The 23,223-nt window shown below is 72.8% G+C and carries 23 protein-coding genes; 9 read left to right on the forward strand and 14 right to left on the reverse strand.

Features of this window, described 5'->3' with window-relative positions:
- Positions 1 to 134: 134 nt before the first annotated feature.
- The 7 genes from gcvH to AB0368_RS03230 form a co-directional block, all read right to left on the reverse strand.
- Complete coding sequence (gene gcvH / locus AB0368_RS03200; protein WP_366152105.1) at positions 135 to 515, reverse strand: glycine cleavage system protein GcvH; 381 nt, start codon at positions 513 to 515, stop codon at positions 135 to 137.
- 28 nt (positions 516 to 543) lie between these two features.
- Positions 544 to 1,557 (reverse strand): DUF881 domain-containing protein, encoded by a 1,014-nt coding sequence (locus AB0368_RS03205; RefSeq protein WP_366152106.1) that lies wholly within the window; start codon positions 1,555 to 1,557, stop codon positions 544 to 546.
- 9 nt (positions 1,558 to 1,566) lie between these two features.
- Positions 1,567 to 1,899: a DUF1290 domain-containing protein gene (locus tag AB0368_RS03210; RefSeq protein WP_366152107.1), complete on the reverse strand. Its 333-nt coding sequence runs from the start codon at positions 1,897 to 1,899 to the stop codon at positions 1,567 to 1,569.
- Entirely contained in the window at positions 1,899 to 2,798 is a 900-nt protein-coding gene (locus tag AB0368_RS03215) for a DUF881 domain-containing protein (RefSeq protein WP_366152108.1), read from the reverse strand. Before AB0368_RS03215 ends, AB0368_RS03210 begins: the two co-directional genes overlap by 1 nt.
- Positions 2,795 to 3,409, reverse strand: a complete 615-nt coding sequence (locus tag AB0368_RS03220) for a CDP-alcohol phosphatidyltransferase family protein (RefSeq protein ID WP_366152109.1) — start codon at positions 3,407 to 3,409, stop codon at positions 2,795 to 2,797. The genes AB0368_RS03215 and AB0368_RS03220 overlap by 4 nt, the downstream gene beginning before the upstream one ends.
- A 226-nt stretch (positions 3,410 to 3,635) precedes the next feature.
- Positions 3,636 to 5,597, reverse strand: coding sequence for a VWA domain-containing protein (locus AB0368_RS03225; RefSeq protein WP_366152110.1), 1,962 nt, complete (start codon positions 5,595 to 5,597; stop codon positions 3,636 to 3,638).
- 2 nt (positions 5,598 to 5,599) lie between these two features.
- Positions 5,600 to 7,024, reverse strand: coding sequence for a sigma 54-interacting transcriptional regulator (locus AB0368_RS03230; protein WP_366152111.1), 1,425 nt, complete (start codon positions 7,022 to 7,024; stop codon positions 5,600 to 5,602).
- 97 nt (positions 7,025 to 7,121) lie between these two features.
- On the opposite strand from AB0368_RS03230, the gene AB0368_RS03235 reads away from it, so the two are divergent.
- Positions 7,122 to 7,961 carry a PhzF family phenazine biosynthesis isomerase gene (locus tag AB0368_RS03235; RefSeq protein ID WP_366152112.1) on the forward strand — a complete coding sequence of 280 codons (840 nt, stop codon included), beginning with the start codon at positions 7,122 to 7,124 and terminating at the stop codon, positions 7,959 to 7,961.
- A 23-nt stretch (positions 7,962 to 7,984) separates the two neighbouring features.
- Positions 7,985 to 9,619 carry an ABC-F family ATP-binding cassette domain-containing protein gene (locus AB0368_RS03240; protein WP_366152113.1) on the forward strand — a complete coding sequence of 545 codons (1,635 nt, stop codon included), beginning with the start codon at positions 7,985 to 7,987 and terminating at the stop codon, positions 9,617 to 9,619.
- Here AB0368_RS03240 and AB0368_RS03245 read toward each other — a convergent pair.
- Positions 9,609 to 11,231, reverse strand: coding sequence for a family 10 glycosylhydrolase (locus AB0368_RS03245; RefSeq protein WP_366152114.1), 1,623 nt, complete (start codon positions 11,229 to 11,231; stop codon positions 9,609 to 9,611). The two genes, AB0368_RS03240 and AB0368_RS03245, sit on opposite strands and share 11 nt — an antisense overlap.
- A gap of 32 nt (positions 11,232 to 11,263) precedes the next feature.
- On the opposite strand from AB0368_RS03245, the gene AB0368_RS03250 reads away from it, so the two are divergent.
- On the forward strand, positions 11,264 to 12,163 hold the full coding sequence (locus AB0368_RS03250) for an FAD-dependent oxidoreductase (protein WP_366152115.1): 900 nt from the start codon (positions 11,264 to 11,266) through the stop codon (positions 12,161 to 12,163).
- On the opposite strand, the gene glgA is transcribed toward AB0368_RS03250, so the two are convergent.
- On the reverse strand, positions 12,145 to 13,368 hold the full coding sequence (glgA, locus tag AB0368_RS03255; protein WP_366152116.1) for a glycogen synthase: 1,224 nt from the start codon (positions 13,366 to 13,368) through the stop codon (positions 12,145 to 12,147). The genes AB0368_RS03250 and glgA overlap by 19 nt on opposite strands.
- Positions 13,369 to 13,427: 59 nt before the next feature.
- Here glgA and glgC point away from each other — a divergent pair, with 59 nt between their 5' ends.
- Genes glgC through AB0368_RS03275 form a run of 4 tightly spaced genes read left to right on the forward strand, consistent with a single transcriptional unit; the run spans position 13,428 to position 17,623 of the window.
- Complete coding sequence (gene glgC / locus AB0368_RS03260; protein ID WP_366152117.1) at positions 13,428 to 14,660, forward strand: glucose-1-phosphate adenylyltransferase; 1,233 nt, start codon at positions 13,428 to 13,430, stop codon at positions 14,658 to 14,660.
- A gap of 46 nt (positions 14,661 to 14,706) precedes the next feature.
- Positions 14,707 to 15,531: an MEDS domain-containing protein gene (locus AB0368_RS03265; RefSeq protein WP_366152118.1), complete on the forward strand. Its 825-nt coding sequence runs from the start codon at positions 14,707 to 14,709 to the stop codon at positions 15,529 to 15,531.
- Positions 15,528 to 16,640, forward strand: coding sequence for an anti-sigma factor RsbA family regulatory protein (locus AB0368_RS03270; RefSeq protein ID WP_366152119.1), 1,113 nt, complete (start codon positions 15,528 to 15,530; stop codon positions 16,638 to 16,640). The genes AB0368_RS03265 and AB0368_RS03270 overlap by 4 nt, the downstream gene beginning before the upstream one ends.
- Positions 16,641 to 16,666: 26 nt before the next feature.
- Positions 16,667 to 17,623, forward strand: coding sequence for a sensor histidine kinase (locus tag AB0368_RS03275; protein WP_366152120.1), 957 nt, complete (start codon positions 16,667 to 16,669; stop codon positions 17,621 to 17,623).
- Between the two features lie 21 nt (positions 17,624 to 17,644).
- On the opposite strand, the gene AB0368_RS03280 is transcribed toward AB0368_RS03275, so the two are convergent.
- Genes AB0368_RS03280 through AB0368_RS03295 form a run of 4 tightly spaced genes read right to left on the reverse strand, consistent with a single transcriptional unit; the run spans position 17,645 to position 20,674 of the window.
- A complete protein-coding gene (locus AB0368_RS03280; RefSeq protein ID WP_366152121.1) occupies positions 17,645 to 18,673 on the reverse strand; it encodes an AraC family transcriptional regulator in 1,029 nt (342 codons plus the stop codon).
- A gap of 36 nt (positions 18,674 to 18,709) precedes the next feature.
- The gene (locus AB0368_RS03285) at positions 18,710 to 19,051 is read right to left on the reverse strand and encodes a phospholipase (protein ID WP_366152122.1); all 342 of its coding nucleotides are present in this window, start codon (positions 19,049 to 19,051) and stop codon (positions 18,710 to 18,712) included.
- Entirely contained in the window at positions 19,048 to 20,454 is a 1,407-nt protein-coding gene (locus AB0368_RS03290; RefSeq protein ID WP_366152123.1) for a DUF4331 domain-containing protein, read from the reverse strand. Before AB0368_RS03290 ends, AB0368_RS03285 begins: the two co-directional genes overlap by 4 nt.
- Positions 20,455 to 20,470: 16 nt before the next feature.
- Positions 20,471 to 20,674 (reverse strand): hypothetical protein, encoded by a 204-nt coding sequence (locus AB0368_RS03295; RefSeq protein WP_366152124.1) that lies wholly within the window; start codon positions 20,672 to 20,674, stop codon positions 20,471 to 20,473.
- A gap of 242 nt (positions 20,675 to 20,916) precedes the next feature.
- Between AB0368_RS03295 and AB0368_RS03300 the strand changes: the two genes are divergently transcribed.
- Entirely contained in the window at positions 20,917 to 21,369 is a 453-nt protein-coding gene (locus AB0368_RS03300) for an SRPBCC family protein (protein ID WP_366152125.1), read from the forward strand.
- A complete protein-coding gene (locus AB0368_RS03305; RefSeq protein ID WP_366152126.1) occupies positions 21,366 to 22,019 on the forward strand; it encodes an isochorismatase family cysteine hydrolase in 654 nt (217 codons plus the stop codon). The genes AB0368_RS03300 and AB0368_RS03305 overlap by 4 nt, the downstream gene beginning before the upstream one ends.
- Here the strand turns inward: AB0368_RS03305 and AB0368_RS03310 are convergent.
- Entirely contained in the window at positions 21,991 to 23,073 is a 1,083-nt protein-coding gene (locus AB0368_RS03310) for a M20/M25/M40 family metallo-hydrolase (protein ID WP_366152127.1), read from the reverse strand. The genes AB0368_RS03305 and AB0368_RS03310 overlap by 29 nt on opposite strands.
- Positions 23,074 to 23,223 lie beyond the last annotated feature (150 nt).

The raw sequence follows: 23,223 nt of genomic DNA on the forward strand, positions 1-23,223 counted from the left end.
GGTGCTCCGGACGTACGACTATCGGTTTCGAAGTAATAACGGTTTCTACATGTGCTCCGCGAGCCTAGTCAGCGCGCAAATGCCGGGCAACCAGACGCGCGGACGTTGCCGGACCGAGCCGCGTGGACGGCGGATCAGCCGTCGGTCAGGGCCTTGTACGCCTCGGCGTCCAGCAGCCCGGTCAGGGCCGACGGGTCGTCCGGGGCGATCTCGACGAGCCAGCCGGCCGCGTACGGCTCGGCGTTGATCAACTCGGGCTCGTCGGCCAGCGTCGCGTTGCGGGCCACCACGGTGCCCGCCACGGGCGCGTAGATCTCCGACACGCTCTTCGTCGACTCGATCTCGCCGAGCTGGTCACCGGCCTGCACCGCCGTGCCCTCCTCGGGCAGCTGCACGAAGACGATGTCGCCGAGCGCGTCCTGCGCGAAGTGGGTGATGCCCACGCGCACGGGGCCGGTGCCGTCGCCGGACACCCACTCGTGCTCGGCCGTGTAGCGCAGATCCTCGGGAATCACACATTCCTCCGTCGACAAGCGCGTCCGCTCAGGAGACCGGACGCGCGTACTGCAGGCTGGCGGGCTGACGCACCGCGGTCACGTCGACCGAAGTGCGCTGCTCCATGGTCACGTTACCGCCGGCCTGGCTCACCGACGCCACCACCCCACCGGGGATCTGCAAGGCAGTCTGCATCGTCGCCGGCACCCCGATCACCCAGAGGGTGTAAGGACCGCTGAGCTGCTTGCCGTCGACGATCACCTCACCGCCGTCGGCGTCGACGAAATACGACGACGCGACGATGCGCACGGCGACGCCGTTGTTGCCGACGAGCTCCATCACCTCGCCGCCGGCGCCGCGCAGCTCCTGGACCGCGTTGAGGACCGCCGACGCCTTGATCGGCTGCCCTTTCGGGTCGATGGTGATCCTCAGGCCGGGCCCGGTCGCGGGCAGCGTGCCGGAGAGCAGCCCCAGCTCCTCCGCCCGCTTGTCGGCCTCGGCCAGCGCCGCCTGCCGCCCGGCGACCCCGGAGGTCAGCTGACGCTGGCTCTCCTCCAAGCCGTTGATCTCCTGCTGCAGCCGCTGGTCGCGGGCCTCCAGGTCGGACAGGATCCGGACCAGGTCCTCCTGCCGGGCCGAGGCCAGCCCGGAGTCGGCGTCGTTGCTGCGCAGCTGCACCACCAGGGTGAAACTGAACAGCGCCAGCAGCACCCAGATCAGCGCGCCGGCCGAGGAGAGCCGCCGCCACGGCGCCAGGACCTTCTCGGGTACCCGGCCCGCAGGCTCGGGTGCCGGCGCCGCGGGATCACCGGCCGGGTCCGGCTCGGCCGCCGCCGCGACGGGCTCCGGCACGGGCTCGGGGTCGGACCCGGGAGCCGGCTCGGGCTCGGGCTCGGGAGAGGCGACGGTGTCGGTGTCGGTCGAGATCGGGCCGCCCACCTCGGGCGAGGTGACGACGGTCGGCTCGTCCGAGGCGGCCGGCTGAGAATCGACCGGATCGAGGGACGCAAGGGAGGGCTCGGGCGGCGTCTCGCCCGGCCGGGGGTTCTTCTCGTCGCTCATCGGTTCGCCCTACGCCCGGAAGAGATGCCGGCGGATCGCCGCCACGTTACCGAAGATGCGGACGCCCAGGACCACCACGACGCCCGTCGAGAGCTGGCTGCCCACGCCGAGCTGGTCGCCCAGGTAGACGATCACCGCCGCCACCACCACGTTCGCGATGAACGACACGACGAACTGCTTGTCGTCGAAGATGCCGTCGAGCTTCGCCCGTACCCCGCCGAAGACCGCGTCGAGCGCGGCCACCACCGCGATGGGAAGGTACGGCTGCAACCCCGGCGGCACCGTCGGATGGAAGACGATGCCGAGGACGACACCGGCGATCAGGGCGAGTACGGCGATCATCAGCCGCCTTTCGACGGGGTTCGGGACGGGGACGACGAGGAGGCCGGCGGCGCCGCCGACGGGGTGGCCTGGCGCAGGCGGGGTGCGGTGGCGGCGTCGAGGGTCACGCCGCGGACCTCGGTCACGTCGAACGACATGCCGTACTTGCTGCTCAGGGCGTGGAAGAACTTGCCCGCCGCGCCGTCGCGGAAGTCCTCCACCAGGGACGCCGGGCCGATCGCGACCACCTGGTACGGCGTCGTCACCGGGCGGAAGTCGACCAGGATCGCCTCGCCGGCCTGGCGGATCGTCGACGTCGCGGTGAGCCGCTGGCCGTTGACGGCGATCGCCTCGGCGCCGGCCGCCCACAGCGCGTTCGTGGCGAGCTGGAGGTCGGTGTCGCGGACCCGGGCCTCGCTGCGGCGTTCACCGGTGACGGGGTCGATCGGGGTGGGGCCGTCGCCGACGGTGACCCGTACGCCGGAACCGCGCACCGGCGCCAGCCCGGTCTCGGCCTCCATGCCCTCGAGCCGCGCCACGGCGGCACCGCCCAGTTGCCGCTCCCGCAGGCCGGCCACCTCGGCCCGGAGCCGGTCGGCGCGCTCCTGGAGCTCGGCGGTCTCCTCGCGGCGGCCCTGGACCTGCTCGACGAGGGTGTCGCGGGCCCGGGCGCGGGCCGGCTCGTCCGCGACCGTCTGCTGGTAGGCCACCACGAGCAGGAAGCCCACCCCGGCCAGGGTCACGGCGCTGACGCCGCTGAGCAGCCTCCGGCGCCCGGCAGTCGGACCCTCGCCGCGGGCCCGGCGGGCGGCGGCGTCGGCGTAGCCGGGATCCAGCGGGTTGCGGAACAGCTCGGTGAGGAAGTCCGGGGTGTACGTCCGGCGCTGGGCGCCGTCGGTGCCGCCGTCGGGCGAGGTCATCCGGCGACAGCCTCGCGCGAGTCCGCGGCACGGTCGGCGCGCAGGAGCGCCCGGGTCTGCGCCAGGTAGAGGACGGCGGCCGCCCAGTACAGGCCGAGCGCCCACCAGGCCAGGCCCCACCCGATCGGCGCGGCGACGCTGTGCGCGGCCGGCACCGCCTCGGCGAGCAGGAGCACGGGAAACGCCCCGAGCAGCACGAACGTGCCGGTCTTGCCGACGTAGTGCACGGGCGGGGGCCCGTACCCGTGGCGGCGCAGCACCAGCAGCGCGACGCCGAGCACGGCCTCGCGCAGCAGCAGGGCCGCGGTCAGCCACCACGGGACGACCTCGCGCAGGGTGAAGCCGATGAGCGTCGCCAGGATGTAGAGCCGGTCGGCGAACGGGTCGAGCAGCTCGCCGAGCCGGCTCACCGAGTTCATCCGCCGGGCGATGTACCCGTCGACCCAGTCGGTGGTGCCGCCGAGCGCGAGCACGATCACGGCCGCGACGTCGCTCTCCGGCCCGAGCAGCAGATAGAGGAAGAGCGGCACGCCCAGCAGGCGCACGAAGCTGATCACGTTGGGCAGGGTCCAGATGCGGTCCGTGGCGAAAGGCGCAGCCTGCTGCGACATGGCGCCCCCTCTCCCCCGAACCGGCCGCGAACCCCACCAGCCCGGCCCGGGTGCGGCACCTGCCGCCGTCCCCCCGGATGGCCGCCGGCACGCCGGGCCGCTCACTCGCCGAGTCACTATATCCAGCCACGCCGCGGGCCCGGACCACCCCGTGCCGTGGCTTCACCGCCTGTCACCCGTCGCACACGCCGTAGCGCATCCTAGGAAGATAGGAAACGGCGGGGCCTCAGCGTTTGCCGCGCCGGCTCCGTACGTAGTCGTCCACCACGTAGCGACCCAGCTCGCTGACATCCGGGCTGAACACCCGTCCGCCACTGCGCTTGGCCACCGCGTCCACGAACCGGCGCAGCCCCGGGTCCTCCCCGAGCATGAAGAGGTTCAGCGTCGCGCCGTACCGGGTGAGCTGGTCCACCTCCTGGACCGTCAGCCGCACGGTCTCCGGCGTCGTCGGCCAGGTGAAGAACGCCGAACCGTCGTCCTCCAGGTGCGCGGTCGGCTCGCCGTCGGTGACCACCAGCACCACCGGCTCCGCGCCCGGGTGCCGCCGCAGATGCCGGCCGGCCAGCTTGAGGGCGTGCTGCAGGTTGGTGCCCTGCACCATGTCCGGCTCGATGCCCGCGAGCTCGCCCTGCGTCAGCGGCACGGCGTGCCGGCCGAAGCCCACGATCTGCAGCGAGTCCTGCGGGAACTTCGTGGCCACCAGGTGCGACAACGCGAGCGCGGTCTGCTTCATGGGGCCCCAGCGGCCGTCCGCGAACATCGAATACGACAGGTCGACGCAGAGCGCCACCACGGCCGAGGCCCGGCGCTCGGTCTCCGCGACCTCGAAGTCCTCCGGCTCGAGGCGTACGGGCACGGTGGCCGTACCACCGCCGGCGCGGCGGCGAACCGCGTTGCCGATGGTGCGCACCACGTCGAGGGGCTGCTCGTCGCCGAAGCGCCACCGCCGCGACGAGCCGATGAGGTCGCCGGCCGCCCCGGCGTCCCGCAGGTCGTGCTCGCCGCGCCGCTTGCCGTCGAGGTCGTCGAAGACCCGGGCCAGGGCCGTGTGCCCGAGCCGCCGCAGCGCCTTGGGCGAGAGCGTCAGGCCCTCGTCGTCGCGGGTCACCCAGCCCTGCCGGCGCAGCTCCCGCTCGAGGTCCCGGAGCCGGCGGACGTCGTCGGCGGCGCCGCGGCCGAGCTGGCGCTCCACCGCCTCCACGTCGACGTCGTCGAGGGTGGCGCCGGGATGCTCCTGGCCGAGCTGGTCGAGCAGCTCGTCCAGCTCGCCGATCTCGCCGAGCGCGGCGGCCGCGTCGCCGTAGCCGAGGTCCTCTCCCCCGCGCATCCGCTCGCCGCGCCCCCAGTTGAGCTGGGGCCGCAGCGCCTGGAGGTTCGCGGTCAGCTCGGCCAGCTGATCGCGCAGCGGCCCGTCGCCGAACGCCTGGTCCATGAGCCGGGAGAGCTCTTCGCGCTGCTGCGGGCTGAGGGAGCGCAGCAGCCGCTCCGCCGCCGCGGCCCGGCGCGCCAGCGAGTCGATCAGCTCCTCGACGGTGGCCGGCTGCTCCGGGAAGAACTCGCCGTGCTTCTCCATGAACTGCTGGAACGCGTCGTCGGTGTCCTCGCCGCGGGCGTGCTTGCCGAGCAGGTCGTTGAGGTCGCTCACCATCTCGGCCACGCGGGCGTCGGTGGCCGGGTCGCGGCCCTGCAGCGCGTCGCGTATGCCGGCGAAGCGTTGCTCGACGACCTCGCGGCGCAGGCCGTCGAGGATCTGCTGGTAGAGGGCGCGGGCCTCGGGACTCGCCCAGTCGTAGCCGGACAGCTCCTCGACCGCGCGGGACGTGGAGCGGGGCAGGTTGTCCAGCACCGCCTCGTTGAACCGGGCGTCCATGTCGTCGCGGCCGCGCAGTTCGTCGCGTTCGGCGGCGAGCGCCTGGTCGAGCAGCTGCTGCGCCCGGGTGACGGCACCGTCGAGGTTGCCCCGGCGCAGCGCCTCCCGGCGCAGCCGGCGCGCCCGGGCCCGCAGGTCGTCGAGCCCCCGGCCGTCCCGCGGGCCCTGGCGGATGAGGTCACGCAGCGCGTCGCGCAGGCTCTCGCCGCCCAGGACCCGCTCGCCGACCTCGTCGACGGCCGCCCGTACGTCGTACGGCGGCGCGAGCGGGTCGGGGCCGTCGCGCCACGCGCCGTACCGGAATCGGTTGCCGGTCACGGTCAGTTCCCGTACAGGGTGCGGCCGTCGTCGGTCAGCTCCTTGGCCAGCCGGCGCGTGAGGTGCAGGCCCTCGAGGGCGAACTCGACGCCGGCGGCGGCCTGCCCGGGGCTGGGCGCGTCGCCGAGGCCGAGCCGGTCGAGCACCTTGGCCAGGCCGGGCACGGTGCCGATCTGGCCGAGCAGCTCCTCGGCGGAGACCAGGTCGCCGGTCTCGATGATCGCGCCCTCGGCCACCAGGTCGGTGAAGCCGGACAGGTCGAGGCCGGACAGCCGGGCCCGGAACGTCTCGGCGGTGGCGAGGCGCAGCAGGTGGGCGAGGATCTCGGTCTCCCGGCCCTCCTCGCCGCTGTCGAACTCGACCTTGCCGCGCAGGGTGCTGGTCACCGACACGGTGTCGCAGATGCGGGCGACCGCCTCGCGCTCGTTGCGCAGCCCGGCCCGGCGCAGCGCGGAGGCGGCGACGGTCTCGGCGGCGGCGATGCCGAACCGGGCGGAGATGCCGGAGCGCTGGTCGACGGCCGGCGACTCGCGGACGGCGCGGGTGTAGCGGGCGATGACCTCCACGAGGTGGTCGGGCACCGCCGCCGCGAGGGCCGCCTCCTGCCGGACCAGCGCCGTCTCCAGCTCGATGTCCAGCGGGTAGTGGGTGCGGATCTCGGCGCCGAAGCGGTCCTTGAGCGGGGTGATGATACGGCCCCGGTTGGTGTAGTCCTCCGGGTTGGCCGAGGCCACGAGCAGCAGGTCGAGCGGGAGCCGCAGCTGGTAGCCGCGGACCTGGATGTCGCGCTCCTCCAGCACGTTGAGCAGCGAGACCTGGATGCGCTCCGCGAGGTCGGGCAGCTCGTTGACGGCGAAGATGCCCCGGTTGGTCCGCGGCACCAGGCCGAAGTGGATGGTGTCCGGGTCGCCCAGTGCCCGCCCCTCGGCCACCTTGATCGGGTCGACGTCGCCGATCAGGTCGCCGACGCTGGTGTCCGGGGTGGCGAGCTTCTCGCCGTACCGTTCGGAGCGGTGCAGCCAGGAGATCGGCAGCAGGTCGCCGGTCTGGTCGGCGAGGCGGCGCGAGGCCGGGGTCAGCGGCTGGTACGGGTGCTCGCGCAGCTCCGAGCCGGTGATGTACGGGGTCCACTCGTCGAGCAGGCCGACGAGGCCGCGGATGAGCCGGGTCTTGCCCTGGCCGCGCTCGCCGAGCAGCACCATGTCGTGGCCGGCGAGCAACGCCCGCTCCACCTCGGGCAGCACGGTGTCGTCGTAGCCGACGATGCCGGGGAACCGCGGCGCGCCGCTGCGCAAACGGTCGAGGAGGTTGTCGCGCAACTCCTGCTTCACGGTGCGGAACTCGTGCCCGGAGGCGCGCAGCTCGCCGAGGGTACGCGGAAGATCTGTAGGCGGTGTGGGGACAAGCGGTGTGGGAGCCTTTGTCACTTCGAGAACGCTACCCCGCGGCCGGGGCCGGTGACCAAGACCAGAGCCGGGCGATTGGCCCTGGTTCCGCACGCTGCCGCCCGGCAGGCTCGGCGTCATGACAGACCTCGAGATCCTGCGGTACGCGGCGTTCAGCACCGATCCGGACGGCGGCAACCCCGCCGGCGTGGTCCTGGACGGAGGCGCCCTCTCCGACGAGGAGATGCTGGCCATCGCCGCCGGGGTGGGCTATTCGGAGACCGCCTTCGTCACCGGGGACCGCGGGGACGGGGTCCTGCGGGTCCGCTACTTCAGCCCGCTCGCCGAGGTGCCCTTCTGCGGGCACGCCACCGTCGGCACGGCCGTCGCCCTGGCCGACCGGCGCGGGCCGGGCACCTTCGTCTTCGTGACGAACGCCGGTGAGGTGCCGGTGACCGTCGACGAGGCCGGGCGCGCCACGCTGACCAGCGTCGGGGCGCGGGTGGCGGACCTGGACGACGCGGACCTGGACGCCCTGCTGGGTGCGCTGCGGTGGGGCCGGGAGGACCTGGACCCGGCGCTGCCGCCGCGGGTCGCGTACGCGGGGGCGTACCACCCGATCGTGGCGGTGAACAGCCGGCAGCGCCTCGCGGAGCTGGACTACGACGTGCCGGCGCTGAAGGCGCTGATGGAGCGCCGCGGCTGGACCACCGTGCAGCTGGTCTGGCGCGAGGACGAGCACCGCTTCGACGTGCGCAACCCGTTCCCGGTCGGCGGCGTCTACGAGGACCCGGCGACCGGCGCCGCGGCGGCCGCGTTCGGCGGTTACCTGCGCGACCTCTGGCTGGTCGAGGGCGACGCGGTGGTGGAGGTGTCGCAGGGTGCCGACATGGGCCGCCCCGGGCACCTGACGGTGACGCTGACCCCGGGAGAGGCCGGCGTACGGGTGAGCGGCACGGCGGTGCCGATCCCCGGCTGAACCGGCGCTAGAGTCGGGTCCCGATGAGCGCCACGATGATCGCCCGGGACCTCGCCGCGGGGCACGGCGACCGCACCCTGTTCAGCGGCCTCGACCTGGTGGTGGGGCCCGGCGACGTGATCGGGCTGGTGGGATCCAACGGGGCCGGCAAGACGACGCTGCTGCGTACCCTCGCGGGCCTGCTGCCGGTCGAGGCCGGCTCCGTCTCGCTGAGCCCGCCCACCGCCACGGTCGGCTATCTGCCGCAGGAGCGCGAGCAGCGCCCCGCCGAGACGGTCCGCGACCTGCTGATCCGGCGCACCGGGGTGGGCCCGGCGCAGGCCGCCATGGACGCGGCCGCGGAAGCGCTGGCGCAGGGGGTGACCGGCGCGGAGGAGACCTACGCGGCGGCGCTCGAACGCTGGCTGGACCTCGGCGGCGCCGACCTGGAGGAGCGGGCGGAGCAGGTCACCGCGGAGCTGGGGCTGGCGGTGACGCTGGACCACCCGGCGACCGCGCTGTCCGGCGGGCAGGCGGCCCGGGCGCAGATGGCGTCGCTGCTGCTCAGCCGCTACGACGTGTTCCTGCTGGACGAGCCCACCAACGACCTCGACCTCGACGGGCTGCGCCGGCTGGAGGAGTTCGTCACCGGGCTGCGGGCCGGGACGGTGCTGGTCAGCCACGACCGGGAGTTCCTGTCCCGTACGGTCACCGCGGTCCTCGAGCTCGACCTCGCCCAGCAACGGATCCACCTGTACGGCGGCGGCTACGACGCGTACCTCGAGGAACGGTCCACGCTGCGCCGGCACGCGCGGGAGAGCTACGACGAGTACGCCGGCAGGGTGTCCGCCCTCGAGGACCGGGCGCGGATGCAGCGCAACTGGATGGAGCACGGGGTCCGCAACGCCCGCCGCAAGGCCAAGGACAACGACAAGATCGGCCGGGGCATGCGCACCGAGTCGACCGAGAAGCAGGCGGCGAAGGCCCGCCAGACGCAGCGGATGATCGAGCGGCTGGATGTCGTGGAGGAGCCCCGCAAGGAGTGGGAGCTGAAGATGGAGATCGCCGTCGCGCCCCGCGCCGGCGCCGTCGTGGCCTCGCTGCGCGACGCGGTGGTCCACCGGGGCGCCTTCACGCTCGGCCCGGCGACTCTCCAGATCGACTGGGCGGACCGGGTGGCGATCACCGGCGCGAACGGCTCGGGCAAGTCGACGCTGCTCGCCGCCCTGCTGGGCCGGCTGCCGCTGGACGCCGGCGCCGCCCACCTGGGTCCGCAGGTCGTGGTCGGCGAGGTGGACCAGGCGCGGGGGCTGTTCCTCGGCGGCGAGCCGTTGCTGACCGCGTTCGGCGCCGCCGTGCCGGAGATGGCCGACGCCGACGTGCGGACGCTGCTCGCCAAGTTCGGGCTGAAGGCGGTGCACGTGCTGCGGCCCGCGGCCACCCTCTCCCCCGGCGAGCGGACCCGGGCGGCGCTGGCGCTGCTCCAGGCCCGCGGGGTCAACCTGCTGGTGCTCGACGAGCCGACCAACCACCTGGACCTGCCCGCCATCGAGCAGCTCGAGTCCGCCCTGGCGGACTACCCCGGGACGTTGCTGCTGGTCACCCACGACCGGCGGATGCTGGAAGCGGTACGGACCGACCGCCACTTCGAGGTGGCGGACGGCAAGGTCACGGGCTGACCGACACGGGGTTGCTCAAGGCGCTCTCGTTCCCGGAGCGGTCCAGGGCGCTCAGGCAGTACGTGGCGCCGGCCGGCGGTGGGGCCGGGTCGACGACCTTCTGGCTGCCCGCCCGTCCGGTCGCTACCAGGTTCGCGGCAGCGCCGTCGACCCGGTAGAGCGCCCACGAGACGGCCTTCGTGTCGCCGCTCGCCTGCCACTCCACGGCGACCGTACCGTCGGCGCGGCGCGCGGCGGTGGCCCGGGGCGCGGTCGGCGGCTGCGCCGGGAGCTTCGCCATGGTGGGCAGCAGCGCCGGGGTCGCGTAGTGCTGGGTGCGATAGCGGGTCACCGAACCGAGGCGGTCGTCGCGGATCTGCTTGGCGCTGAAGTGCACGCTGCCCTGGACGCCGTACTTGGCGTTGAGGGTGAGCTGGCGCTCGATCTGGTCGGGCTGACGCCACGGGCCCTTCTCCCCGACCCGGTAATCGCCCTGGCCGATGTAGAGCTGCACGCCGGTGCCCTTGACCAGCGCGGACCACCAGGGCAGCACCTTGGCGTAGTCGGCCTTGTCGAAGCCGATGGCCCAGTACAGCTGCGGCACCACGTAGTCCAGCCAACCCTCGCGCACCCACGTACGGGTGTCGGCGTAGATCGTGTCGTAGCTCTCCAGGCCGTGGGTGTCCGAGCCGGCCGGGTCGGTGTCCTTGTTGCGCCAGATCCCGAACGGGCTGATCCCGAACTTGACCCACGGCTTGAGCTTCTTGATCCGCTCGCTCATCTCGCGGACCAGGGTGTTCACGTTCTGCCGCCGCCACTGGGCGCGGCTCTGCGCCTTGTCGGCGCGTTGGGCGAAGCTGGCGTCGTCGCGGAACGCGTTCCCGCCGCCCTCCGGGTACGGGTAGAAGAAGTCGTCGAAGTGCACGCCGTCGACGTCGTACTTCTGCACGGCCTCGAGCATCGCGTCCTCGACGAACCTCCGCGCGGCCGGGTTGCCGGGGTCGAAGTACAGCCGGGCGCGCTCGCCGTCGGGGTAGGCGATCGCCCAGTCGCGGTGCTTGAGCAGCGGATGGTTCGGCGCCAGCTTCGTGAGGTCGGCGCCGGGCCCGGCGGGGGCCGGCTGGGTGCCACGGTACGGGTTGAACCACGCGTGGAACTCCAGGTTGCGCGCGTGCGCCTCGGTGACCATGAACGCCATCGGGTCCCAGCCGGGCGAGCGGCCGTCCCGTTTGCCGGTCAGCCACTCCGACCACGGCGCGTACGCCGACGGCCAGAACGCGTCGCCGGACGGCCGGACGTGCACGAAGATCGCGTTGTGGTGCTGCGCCACGGCGAGGTCCAGCCACTTCACGTACTCGGCCTTGACCTGCGCCTCGGGCAGGCCGGGCCGGCTGGGCCAGTCGATGTTCATGACCGTGGTGAGCCACATGCCGCGCAGCTCGCGGGTGGCCCGCGCCGGCACCGGCCCGCAGCGCCCCGACGTGCCGTTCGCCGGGACCGCCTGCTGACCGGCGATCGACGCGGGCGGCGGCTCGTCGTAGGTGGCCGCCCGGAGCAGGCCGAGGCCGAGCACGGCGACCGTCAGCAGGACTGCGGCGACGATCAGGACGAGCCGTACGGGGGGACGGGGCACCCACCCAGTGTGCCCGCTCCTAGGCTCGGGACATGAATGTGGTGGTGGTCGGGGCGGGGATCGCGGGGCTGGCCTGCGCGCGGGCGCTGTCCGGCGCGGGCGTGCGGGTACGGGTCCTCGAGCGGGGCCGGGTGGTCGGCGGACGCCTCGCCAGCAGGCGCTACAACGGCCGGTACGCCGACATCGGCGCCGCGTACTTCGTGGCCGACGACCCGGACTTTGCCGCCGTCGCCGAGCGGTGGCGGGCGCGGGGACTCGCCCGTCCGTGGACCGACACGTTCGCCGTGCACCCCGGCTCCCCCGCCCGGGGGCCGATGCGGTGGGCGGCGCCGGGCGGCCTGCGCTCGCTCGCGGCGGACCTGGCGGACGGCTTGGACGTGACGCTGGAGCACGAGGTGCGGGCCGTCCCGGACGACGCGGACGCGGTCGTGCTGGCCATGCCCGGGCCTCAGGCGCTCCGGCTGGGGCCGCCCGCCGCGGTGGCGGACGCCGCGCGGGGGCAGGAGTGGCAGCCGGTGCTCGCGGCCGTCCTGGCGTACCCGGAAAGGGTCTGGGGTGATTTTCACGGCGCGTTCGTGAACGACCACCCGGTGCTGGCGACCGTCTGCGACGACGGCGACCGCCGTGGCGACGGCGCGCCGGTGCTGGTCGCCCACTCGACGCCGGACCTGGCGCGGCAGCACCTCGCGGACCCGCACGCCGCCGGGCCGGTCCTCAGTGAGGCGGTCGGTGAGCTCCTCGGCATCCCCGCGCGGCCCGAGATCCACGTGCACCGCTGGACATACGCCCAGCCGGCCTCCACCACCGGCGACTATGCCACCGACGGGCGGGTGTGGCTGGCCGGGGACGCGTTCGGGAGGCCACGCGTCCAGACGGCGTGGCTGTCGGGGCGCGCGGTCGCCGGCGCGCTGCTTCAGAGCAGCGAGCGGTAGACCTCGAGGGTGTCCTGGGCGATGGTGCCCCAGGAGAACTTCTCGACGGCGCGCCTGCGCCCCGCGAGGCCCATCTGCCCGGCCCGGGCCGGGTCCTCGATCAGCCGGCGCATCGCGTCGGCCAGGTCGGCGACGAACCGGTCCGGGTCGACCGGGATGCCGGTGCCGTCGGCGACCTGCTCGATCGGGACCAGCACGCCGGTGTCGCCGTCGGCGACGACCTCGGGGATCCCCCCGGTGGCGGTGGCCACCACGGCGGTCTCGCAGGCCATCGCCTCCAGGTTGACGATGCCCATCGGCTCGTAGATCGAAGGGCAGACGAAGACCGTGGCGTGGGTCAGCACCTGGACGACCTCGTGCTTGGGCAGCATCTCCTGGACCCAGATCACACCGTGCTCGTCGCGGGCGTTGCGCAACTGGATCGCCAGGCCCTCCACCTCGGCGGCGATCTCGGGCGTGTCCGGGGCGCCCGCGAGCAGCACGATCTGGGTCTCCGCGGGCAGGTCGTGGCAGGCCCGCATGAGGTACGGCAGGCCCTTCTGCCGCGTGATGCGCCCGACGAACACCACGCTGGGGCGGTTCAGGTCGATGCCGAGGCGCTCGATGACGTCGGTGCCGCGGTCGGGGGCGTACTGCTCGGTGTCGATCCCGTTGTAGACCACGCGGATCTTGTCGGGGTCGACGCTCGGGTACGCCGTCAGCACGTCGCGCTTCATCCCCCCGGAGACGGCGATGACCGCGTCCGCCGCCTCGATCGCCGTACGCTCGCAGAACGACGAGAGCGCGTAGCCGCCGCCGAGCTGTTCGGCCTTCCACGGGCGCAGCGGCTCCAGGCTGTGCGTGGTGACCACGTGCGGTACGCCGTACAGGAGCTTGGCGGTGTGCCCGGCGAAGTTCGCGTACCAGGTGTGGCTGTGCACGATGTCCGTGCCCTCCGCCCCGGCTGCCATCGCCAGGTCGACGCCCATCGTGCGCAGGGCGGCGTTGGCCCCGGCCAGCTCGGCCGGCTCCGGGTACGCGGTGACGCCGGGCTCGTCGCGCTTGGCGCCGAAGCAGTGCACCCGTACGTCGGTGAGCGGGCGCAGGTCCCGGGCGAGGTACTCGACGTGCACGCCCGCGCCGCCGTAGACCTCCGGCGGGTACTCCCGGGTGAACAGGTCGACGCGGAGGCTGCCGGTGGCGAGTTTCGAACGCGAGTCGGTCACGTGACGCAGAATAAGCCTTTCGACTGGCGTGAGCGCGGCAGGAAAGTTAGCGTCTCGTCATGGCAGTCAAGGTGCTCGCGATCGTTCTGGCAGGTGGCGAAGGCAAGCGCCTGATGCCCCTCACCGCGGACCGGGCCAAGCCCGGCGTCCCGTTCGGCGGCATCTACCGCATGATCGACTTCGTCCTCTCGAATCTGGCCAACGGCGGCTTCCTGAAGATCGTCGTGCTGACCCAGTACAAGTCGCACTCGCTGGACCGGCACATCACCAAGACCTGGCGGATGTCGACGCTGCTGGGCAACTACGTGACGCCCGTACCGGCGCAGCAGCGGCTCGGGCCGCGCTGGTTCGCCGGCTCCGCGGACGCGATCTACCAGAGCCTCAACCTGATCAACGACGAGAACCCGGACTACGTGATCGTGTTCGGCGCCGACCACATCTACCGCATGGACCCGAAGCAGATGGTCAACGACCACATCGCCTCGGGCGCGGCGGTCACCGTGGCCGGCATCCGCCAGCCCAAGTCGATGTCCGACCAGTTCGGCGTCATCGACGTCGCCGCGGACGGCAAGCGCATCCGCGCCTTCCGCGAGAAGCCCACGGAGGTCGACGGCCTGCCGGACTCGCCCGACGAGATCTACGCGTCGATGGGCAACTACGTGTTCACCACCCGGGCCCTGTGCGAGGCGGTGAGCGCCGACGCGCAGAACCCCGACAGCAAGCACGACATGGGCGGCAACATCATCCCGATGCTGGTCGAGCGCGGCGAGGCGAACGTCTACGACTTCCGCGACAACGAGGTGCCCGGCAGCACCGACCGCGACCGCGGCTACTGGCGCGACGTGGGGACGCTCGACTCGTTCTACGAGGCCCACATGGACCTCATCGCCACCCTGCCGGTCTTCAACCTCTACAACATGGACTGGCCGATCTACACCAACTACGGCTCCTGGCCGCCGGCGAAATTCGTCCACGGGTACGACGACCGCCAGGGCCGCGCCATCGAGTCGATGATCTCCCCCGGCGTGGTCGTCTCCGGCGCGCTGGTCGAGCGCTCGGTCATCTCGCCCAACGTGCGCGTCAACTCCTGGGCGCACGTGGAGGGCTCGGTGATCATGGAGGGCGTGCAGGTGGGCCGGCGCGCGGTCATCCGCAACGCCATCCTCGACAAGAACGTGGTCGTCCCGGAGGGCGCGCAGATCGGCGTCGATCTCGATCAGGACCGCAAGCGCTACACCGTCAGCGACAGCGGCATCGTGGTGGTCGGCAAGGGCCAGCAGATCGAGCTCTGACCGGCCGTGGGTATCCATCCGATGCCGACCTGGGTACGTTCGAGGTGTGGCTGGTCCTGACGTCCACGGGTGTGGTCCGCAGTGGGACGGCCATGTGCTGTTGCTCTATGAAGCTGAGTCGGAGCGGCGGGCCGGCCTGGCGGCGTGGGTGCGGCGCGGGCTGGAACGGGGCGAGAAGGTCATCTACGCCGACGGGCCCGTCGCCTCGCAGGACTCACTGGTCGCCGTGCTGGAGGCCACCGGTCTCGACACCGGCGCGGCCCGGCGGGACGGCCGGCTGGCGGTGCTGCCGCTGGAGGAGTTCTATCCTCCGGCCGGGCAGGACGGGCTGGTCGAGCGGGCGCTGGCCGAGGGGTTCTCCGCGGTGCGGATGTCGGCGGAGCCCACCGCCGCGCTGACCCTGCTGGCCCCGGACGCCTACCTGCGTACCGAGCGGACCATGGACCGGCTGTGCCGGACGCGGCCGGTCTCGGCGATGTGCCAGTATGCGCGCGCGGCCATGACCGGCCCGGCGTTGCGCGCTACCGTCGAGGCCCATGTGGTCGGGGTGCGCCAGACCCGGTTCGCCACCGGTGACATCGGACACGGCCTGGTCCTGCGCGGTGAGATCGACCTCGTCAACGCCGACGTGTTCGCCGCGGTCGTGGCCACCGCCACCAGCCACGGCAGCGGCCCGGTCTGGCTGGACCTCGGCGCCGTCGACTTCCTCGACGTCGCGGCCTGCAGGGCCCTGCTCACCGCCAGCGCCGATTTTCGCGCCGACGGCGGCCACCTCCTGCTCGTCGCACCGCAGCTGGAGGTGGAGCGGACCATGCGGCTGCTCGGCCTGGCGGCCGAGCCCGGCGTGCAGCTGCTCGGAGGTGACCCGTGACCGCCCCGCACAGCACCGGCTATGACCATCACGTCCTGTTCTGCGACTCCACCGACGCCCTGCTCGCAGGGGCGGTGCCGTTCCTGCGAGCCGGCCTGGACGCCGGCGAACCCGCTGTCCTGGTGTGCGGCCGGGATGCCAGCGCGGCCCTGGCGGATGCCGTGGGCGGCGGTCCACAGGTGACCGTGGTCGACCGGGCCTCCGTCCATACCCGCACCGCGCACGCCGTGGCAAGTTACCGCCAGATCATGCGCCGCCACGCCGCGGCGGGCTCCCGCCGGGTGCGGCTCGTCGGCGAAGTGGCCTTCGGGGCCGACCCGGAGACCTGGCGCGAATGGATCCGGTTCGAGGCCGTCGCCAACGCGGCCCTCATCTCCTACCCGTTGTCCGGCGTCTGCGCCTACGACACCCGCAGCCTTCCTGAGCCGCTGCTGGCCGGGGCCGAACAAACCCACCCCCTGCTGCTCACTCCCGGCGGGAGCCGGCCGAACCCGCGCTACCAGGACCCGGCAGCGTTCCTCCGCCACTCCGCGGACGTCGACCCTGATCCGCTGCCGAGCACCTCAGCGACGGCGACCATCGACCTCACCTCCCCCGGCCGGATCGCGGAAATGCGCCACGAGCTCCGTGCCGGCGACGTCCTGTCGGGCCTGCCGCCGCTCTCCCGCAGCGACCTCATCGCCGCCGTCGCCGAGGTGGCCGCGAACGGCCTGACCCACGGCCGCCCACCCGTGCGGGTGCGGCTGTGGGCGAACCCCCACCGGGTCCTGTGCACCGTCACCGACCAGGGCTCCGGCTTCGACGACCCGCTGGCCGGATACGCCCCGGCCGACACCGGCCACCGTCCCCTCCGCTCGGGCGCCGGACTGTGGCTGGCCCGGCAATGCTGCGACCGGCTCGACATGACCACCACCCCGGCCGGCTTCGAGGTCCGGTTGTCCGTCACCGTTCCCACCGGCGGCCCCGCCGGCCACAGTCAGTACGGCACCCAGGCGCGGGCCGAGGCCGCCCAGCGGCGCGCCGTACAACTCCGTGAGCGCCTCCGGCAGATCGAGGCGCGACTCGTCGACCGCCAGCGCCGCCAGGACCGCGGCCGCCCGCAGACATAGCCCGGCCGTGGGAGTACCGTCGTGGTGTGGTGAGGACGGGCGCAGCCCGCGGCCAGGTGGGTCATTTCCACGAAGCCGGCTTCTACGGCTCCGACGCCGAGTTCGCCGCCCTGATCGTGCCGTTCGTCGAGCAAGGTGTGGCCGCCGGCGAGCCGGTCATCCTCGGGTACGACGACCGGAAGTCCGGGCTGCTCCGGTCCCGGCTGGCCGACACGTCCGCCGTCTCCTTCATCGGCGACAAGGGCCTGTACGCGACGCCGGCGCGGGCGATCGACGCCTACCGGCGGCTGTTCGACGTCCATCTCGCCCGCGGCGCCGGGCAGATCCGGATCGCCGGGGACGTACCGCACCCCGGCAACGGGGGCCGGTTCGAAGGCTGGGACCGGTACGAGTGCGCCGTCAACACCGTCTGGCAGGACTACCCGGTCTGGGGCTTCTGCCTGTACGACACCAGCACCGCGCCCCAGGCGGTGCTGGACGTCGTCGAGCGCACCCATCCCCGCCTCGTCATGCCGTCCGGGCAGCGCCGGACCAGCGAGCGCTACCAGCCCGTCCCGGCATTCGAGGGTCTGCCGCCCCGACCGGACCCGCTCGAGGCCTCCACCCCGATCGCCGAGCTGACCGACCGGCCCCCGGCCGACGTCCGCCGGGCGCTGACGTGCATCGGGACCGGCCGGGTCTCCGGCACCGCGCTCGCCGACCTGACCCTCGCCACGTCGGAGACAGCCGCCAACGCCCACCTCCACGGCGAGCCACCGGTGACGGTCCGCATCTGGGCCGCGCCGGACCGCATCGTGGTGGGCGTCCATGACCATGGCCGTGGCCCCGCCGACCCCCTCGCGGGCCTGGTCCCCGCGGCGCAGCGCCTCGTACGCGCGGGCTGGGGGCTCTGGCTCGTGCATCAGCTCGACCTCGACACCACGCTCATCCGCAGCGGCGACGGCTTCACCGTCCGGCTGCGGGCGGGGACGATACCCGCCTGATCCCGCCGTACCGGCCACCCGCTACAGGCGGTCGCCGCGCAGGGTCTGGGACGGCGAGACGCCGTAGCGGGCGCGATAGGCGCCGGCGAACCGGCCCAGGTGGGTGAAGCCCCACCGGTAGGCGACCTCGCTGACACTCACCTCGCCCTTGTCGGCCCGGGTCAGTTCGGCGTGCACGCCCTCCAGGCGCAACCGGCGCAGGTAGGTCAGCGGCGGCACGCCCACGTGCTGGCGGAACGACTCCTGCAGCACCCGGATGCCGACGCCCGCTATGCCCGCCAGCTCGGCCGCCGTGAAGGACCGGCCCGGCTCCGCGTGCATCGCGTCGAGGGTGCGCTTGACCGTCCGCGGCCGGCGCGCGGTCGGCCGGCCACGGACGCCGTCGCCGGACGAGTGCTCCACGGCGCCGGCAAGGGCGCTGATCGCCAGGTCCCGCCAGCGCCGCAGCAGCCAGGGCAGGGTGGTCAGGCCGTCCATCTCGCGCAGCTCGGCGTGCAGCATCCGGATCAGGGCCATCCAGCTGCGGCCCGGCCCGCCGGAGACGCCGAACGTGGCGCCCAGCGGCAGCGGCACCCCGCCCGGCGCGTCGTACGCCGCCTCGAGCTCCCGCTCGAACGCCAGCCGCTCCACCTTGACGCTGTAGAGCCGGCAGTCCGCGGACCAGCGCAGGTCGATGTCACCGATCGGCTGGAACACCGCGGCACGGCCCGGATCGGCAGTCGTCGCCGTGCCGCGGTGCCGCACCTGGACCGAACCGGTCATCGGGGCCAGCACGTGGTACGCCGTGCGCAGGTCGCCGATGGCGACGCACATCTCCACCCCGTAGCTCACCTCGCCGACGGTCAGCGGGCCGACCTGCACGACGTCGCCCGAGAAGGCGAAGCCCTCCATGCTGCCGGCCGGTTTGATCTCGAGCGGACCGTAGAACATCCGGCGGCAGAACGCCCCCGCCTCTTCCGGGTCGACGGTCCGCAACGCCGCGCGCGCCGCCACGTCCGAGCCCGCCGAGGCTGGACCAGGGTCCCGATCGGTCACCCCTGCCGTGTCCATTCGCTCACCCTAGACCGGCAGGGGGGTCACCGCTGGTTACGAAGTAGCACCTTCCGGCCATTCGTACTCGGTCACGGACCCGCCGGACACCCCGACCTCGGCCAGGGGGGTCACCGGGTCCCGCCAGACGACGTAGCGGCCCTCGGGCAGGCTGTCGATGACCACGCTGAACATCACGCCGTCGCGGACGTACCGCGCCCGGACCGCCGCGTGCGTACGCCGGGACGGGTCCCCGACCGGGCTGACCTCGATCTCGTGGCCGTGCAGGTTGCCCGGGGTGTGGATCACCAGGGCGCCGATCCCCGCGCCGATGTTGAGCACCACGGTGCCCTGCCCGGACGGCGCCAGGGTGTGGTGATGGTGGACGCCGACGCTCATTTGCCGTCCTTGCCCGACGGCGTGTTGAAGCCGTCGAACGGCACCCCGAGGTACGGGAACTTGTGCAGCAGCTTCGAGCTGACGTCCTTGGCGCTCAGCCCCTGCTCCACGAGAGCGGCCGCATCGTCCGGCTTGAACTTCTCGTCGACCAGCGGCACGGTGACGCCGGCGATCGCGCGCAGCGAGATGGACACCACGTCGTCGGCGGGCCGCCGCCCGTTCGGGAAGCCGGCCAGGTCGCCGCCGAGGATGCCGAACTTGTTCTCGTCCTTGGTCGGCGGCACCACCGTGTTGAGGCGCAGCATGTCCGCCTGCGTCTCGCCGGTGTTGTTCTGGAAGTCGTCGATCAGCCCGTCCGGGATGCCGGTCAGCAGGATCGCGACCAGGTCGGCGCGGGCGGTCTTCGCCTTGTTCAGCTCGGCCAGGTTGTCGAACAGGCCCGGGTAGAGCACCGGCAGCAGCTGGGCGAGTTCCGGCTGCTCGACGAACTCGACGAAGCGCTTGTCCTCGCTGGGCGGCAGGCTGTTCCACAGGTCCTTCTGCGCCATCGGCACGATGACCTCGTTGAACAGCGGGTTGCCCAGCCGGGACACCTGGACCTGCGGGCCCACGTACACGTCGTCGTTCTTGCGGCCGTGCCGCACCTGGACCTGCCGGCGGCTGGCGGAGGTCCACACGCCGACGACCGCGCCCGGGTCCCGCCCGCGCACCTTCTTCTTGCCGTCCTTGCGGACCATGTGCATCGGCACCTGGATCGCGATGCTGTGCACGTTCGTCTTGTCGGTGGCGTTGACCGCCTTGCCCGCGTAGTTGAACAGCTTCTGCCCGACCAGGTGCTTGTCCTGGAACGGCCGCAGCGTGGCGAGGTCGAAGATGGCGCCGAGGTCGACGAAGAACGGGTCGGCCCGCTGGCCGGCGAAGACCTTCTCGCCGGTCTTCAGCTTGTGCACCGCGTCCTCGGCCAGCTTGTCGTAGTCCGCGATGGACAGCGGGCCGACGTTGCACGGCGGGCAGGGCAACTTCTCGGCCAGCACGGTGTGCTTGCCGCTGGCGTCCACCCGGGTCACCGAGTAGAACTGCCGCCGGTTCCAGTTCTCGCTGTCGAGCGACTCGATCGGGCCGGTGTTGTAGAGAAACGTCTTGTCGTTGCGCAGCTCGGTGCGGAACCGGAACTGGTACGTCAGATCGGGACGCCCGTCGCCGTTGTTGTCGACGTGGATCTCATAGAGCACGTCGTCGCCGAACTCGAAGAAGTTCGGGCCGCTCGCGGGCAGCTGCAGCGGGACGTAGTTGGCGATCAGCGTCACAGTGTCCGGATGGTCCGGGCTGACGAACGCGTACAGGTCGGAGCTGTCGGCCACCGGGTCCTTGCTGATCTCCGGGGCTTCGCGGTGCGAGGACATGAGTCTGCCTTCCTGGTCAGCGCTTGACGGCTTTGAGCAGCTTCTTCGCCAGGGCCGCGTCGGTGATGGTGACCTTCGAGCCGCCCGAGAACAGGTCGAAGGTGCCCTTCTTCGCGTCCCGCAGCGAGAGGACCAGCGGTTCGGCGTCGGCGGATGCGCCGCCCTTCTCCCCCGCCAGGCTCAGCCCGGCCACCCCGGCGGCGGAGGCTCCGACGCCCACGGTCGCGGCGATCGTAAGAACCCGACGGCGCGACAGGCGGGAAACCGCCCGCGTGCCGTAGTGGACACGACTCATGCTCGGCCTTTCGTCACGCGCTGCGGAGGTCTCCCACCGCCGCGCAAATCGGGAATGTTGCCCGGTACAGACGTCGTCGACAGCCATCAGTACGAAGACGCCCGGGAAGGGGTTCAAAGCAATTTCCCAGCAAAGGTTTTCGAAAGGTTCGTGCGACCATGGCGGGCGTGTCCATCGATGAGTTCCGCCACGCGTTCCGGGTGGCCGCCACGCCCGGGCGCATCTACGACCACCTCGGCGATCCGGAGAGCTACGTCGGGTTGTCACCGCTGGTGGTGGCCGTGCGCGACGTCCGGCATACGGGTGGCGCGGTGGCGTACGTAGCGGTGGAACGCTTCCGGCTCGGACCACTGCACTGGGACAATCCGATCCGGGTCACCATGACCTTTCCGGACCCGGGGCGGCGGATCGTCAGCGACGTGCGCAGCCCCGGATCGGTGCACCTGGTCGCCACGGTCGACCTGGAGCCGGACGGCGAGGGCACCCGGGTGACCGAGTTCGTGACCGTGACGTCCCCGCGCGTGCTGCGGCGTTTCGTGATCGGGCAGGCACGCTCGGTGCAGCGGGCCCGGGCCCGCGAGCTCGCCCGCCGCATGGAGGCGTCGAGGACGGGCGCATGACGGGAACCGCGATCGACCCGCATCTGGCGCCGCACTGGGGCACCTCCGCGCTCGTCACCATCGACATGCAGCGCGACTTCCTGTCCGAGAGCCGGTTCGGGCTCGCCGGCACCACCGAGATCGTCCCCGCGCTACGGGAGCTGGTGGACGCCTTCCGGGCCGCGCGCCGGCCGATCGTGCACATCGTGCGGCTGTACCGGGGCGACGACGTCGACCTGGTGCGGCGCACCCTCGTCGGCGCGGGCGCCGAGATGCTCAGGCCCGGCACCGAGGGCCGGCTGCTCGCGCCCGGCCTGCTGATCGGCGACGGCCCCGGCCTCGACGACGATCTGCTGCTCGGCGGGCGGCCGCAGCCGCTCGGCCCGCACGAGTACGCCCTCTTCAAGCCCCGCTGGGGTGCCTTCTACCGGACTCCGCTGGACGAGATGCTGCGGGACCGGGAGGTCGACACGGTGGTCTTCGCCGGGTGCAACCTGCCGAACTGCCCCCGCGCCAGCATCGTCGAGGCCAGCGAGCGCGACTACCGGGTGGTGCTGGCCACGGACGCGATCTCCCGAGCCACCGAGCAGGGGTTGCGGGAGATCGCCGGGCTCGGGGTCGTCCTCCTCGACGTGGGGGCGATCACGGCAGGGCTCGCAGGAAGGTGCTGAGCGCCGCCCGGTACGGCGCCACGGTGGTCAGGTCGGCGTACTCGCCGGGGCCGTGCTGGCCGTCGCCGCCGGGACCGAAGACGACCGCGGCGATTCCCCGCGCCGAGTAGAACCGGACGTCGGCGGCGCCGTGCTTGCGCAGCAGCTCGCCGGACCAGCCGGCCTCCCGTGCGGCGGCCTGCAGCAACCGCACCTCGCGGCGGTCCGGATCGGCCCGGTGCGGCGGCCCGAAACCGTCCACGGTCACCTCGAGCCCGGACAGCTCCCGCAGGTGCGCCGCGACCTGCTCACGGGTACGCCCGGCGTACGCCTCGTCCTCGGGCGGGAACCGGATGTCGAGCCACGCGGTCGCCGCGGCGGGCACCTGGTTCACCGCCGCGTCCGGGGTCTCGATCCGGGCCACGTTGACCGTGGTGGCCCACACCTCGTGGCCGGGCACGGGATGGCGGGCCAGCACCCGTCCGATCGCCGCGAGGAGCTTGAGCAGGGCGTTGTCGCCGAGCCAGGGGTAGGCGGCGTGCGCGGCGGTGCCGGTGGCATGCAGGCGTACCTGGAGGATCCCGCGGGACTCTGTGACCACCCGCAGGCCGCTCTGCTCCCCGATCACGACGAAGTCCGCGCTCACGCCGGCCTCGATCTGGTGGGCGGTGCCGTCGTACCCGCCGACCTCCTCGTCGGTGACCAACTGAAGGCCCAGCGGGTACGGCAGGACGGGCGCCAGCTCGCGGAAGACGTCGGCCAGCACCAGCGCCGCCACCTTCATGTCCTGGGCGCCGCGCCCGTACAGCCGGCCGTCGCGGACGTGCGGCCGGAACTGCTCGTCCGGGGCCGGCACCACGTCGAGGTGCGCGTTGAGCAGCACCCGGAAGTGCGGTCGCGGCCCGCCGGTGTGCACGAGCGCGCTGGGCTTGCCCCGGGAGGTGAACCGCTCGACGGTGAAACCCGGGCCGACGCGGCCGAGCACGAGCTCGAGCGCCTCGCCCAGCAGCTGCGGCCGGTCGGCGGTGGACCGGATGGCGATCAGCCGCGCGGCGGCGTCGAGCAGGTCGTCCATGCCGCGCACGTTACCCGGCCGGAAATCGGTTGCCGGGCCGCCCGGGCTCCGGCTACACCTACCGGACGGATCCGACATGAAAGGAGGGCTGAGCCATGTTCCGCACGACCATCGCGCTCGTGTCCTCCCGGGGCTGCCACTTCTGACCCC

This window comes from Actinoplanes sp. NPDC051475, from assembly GCF_040689425.1.
Taxonomy (GTDB): domain Bacteria; phylum Actinomycetota; class Actinomycetes; order Mycobacteriales; family Micromonosporaceae; genus Actinoplanes.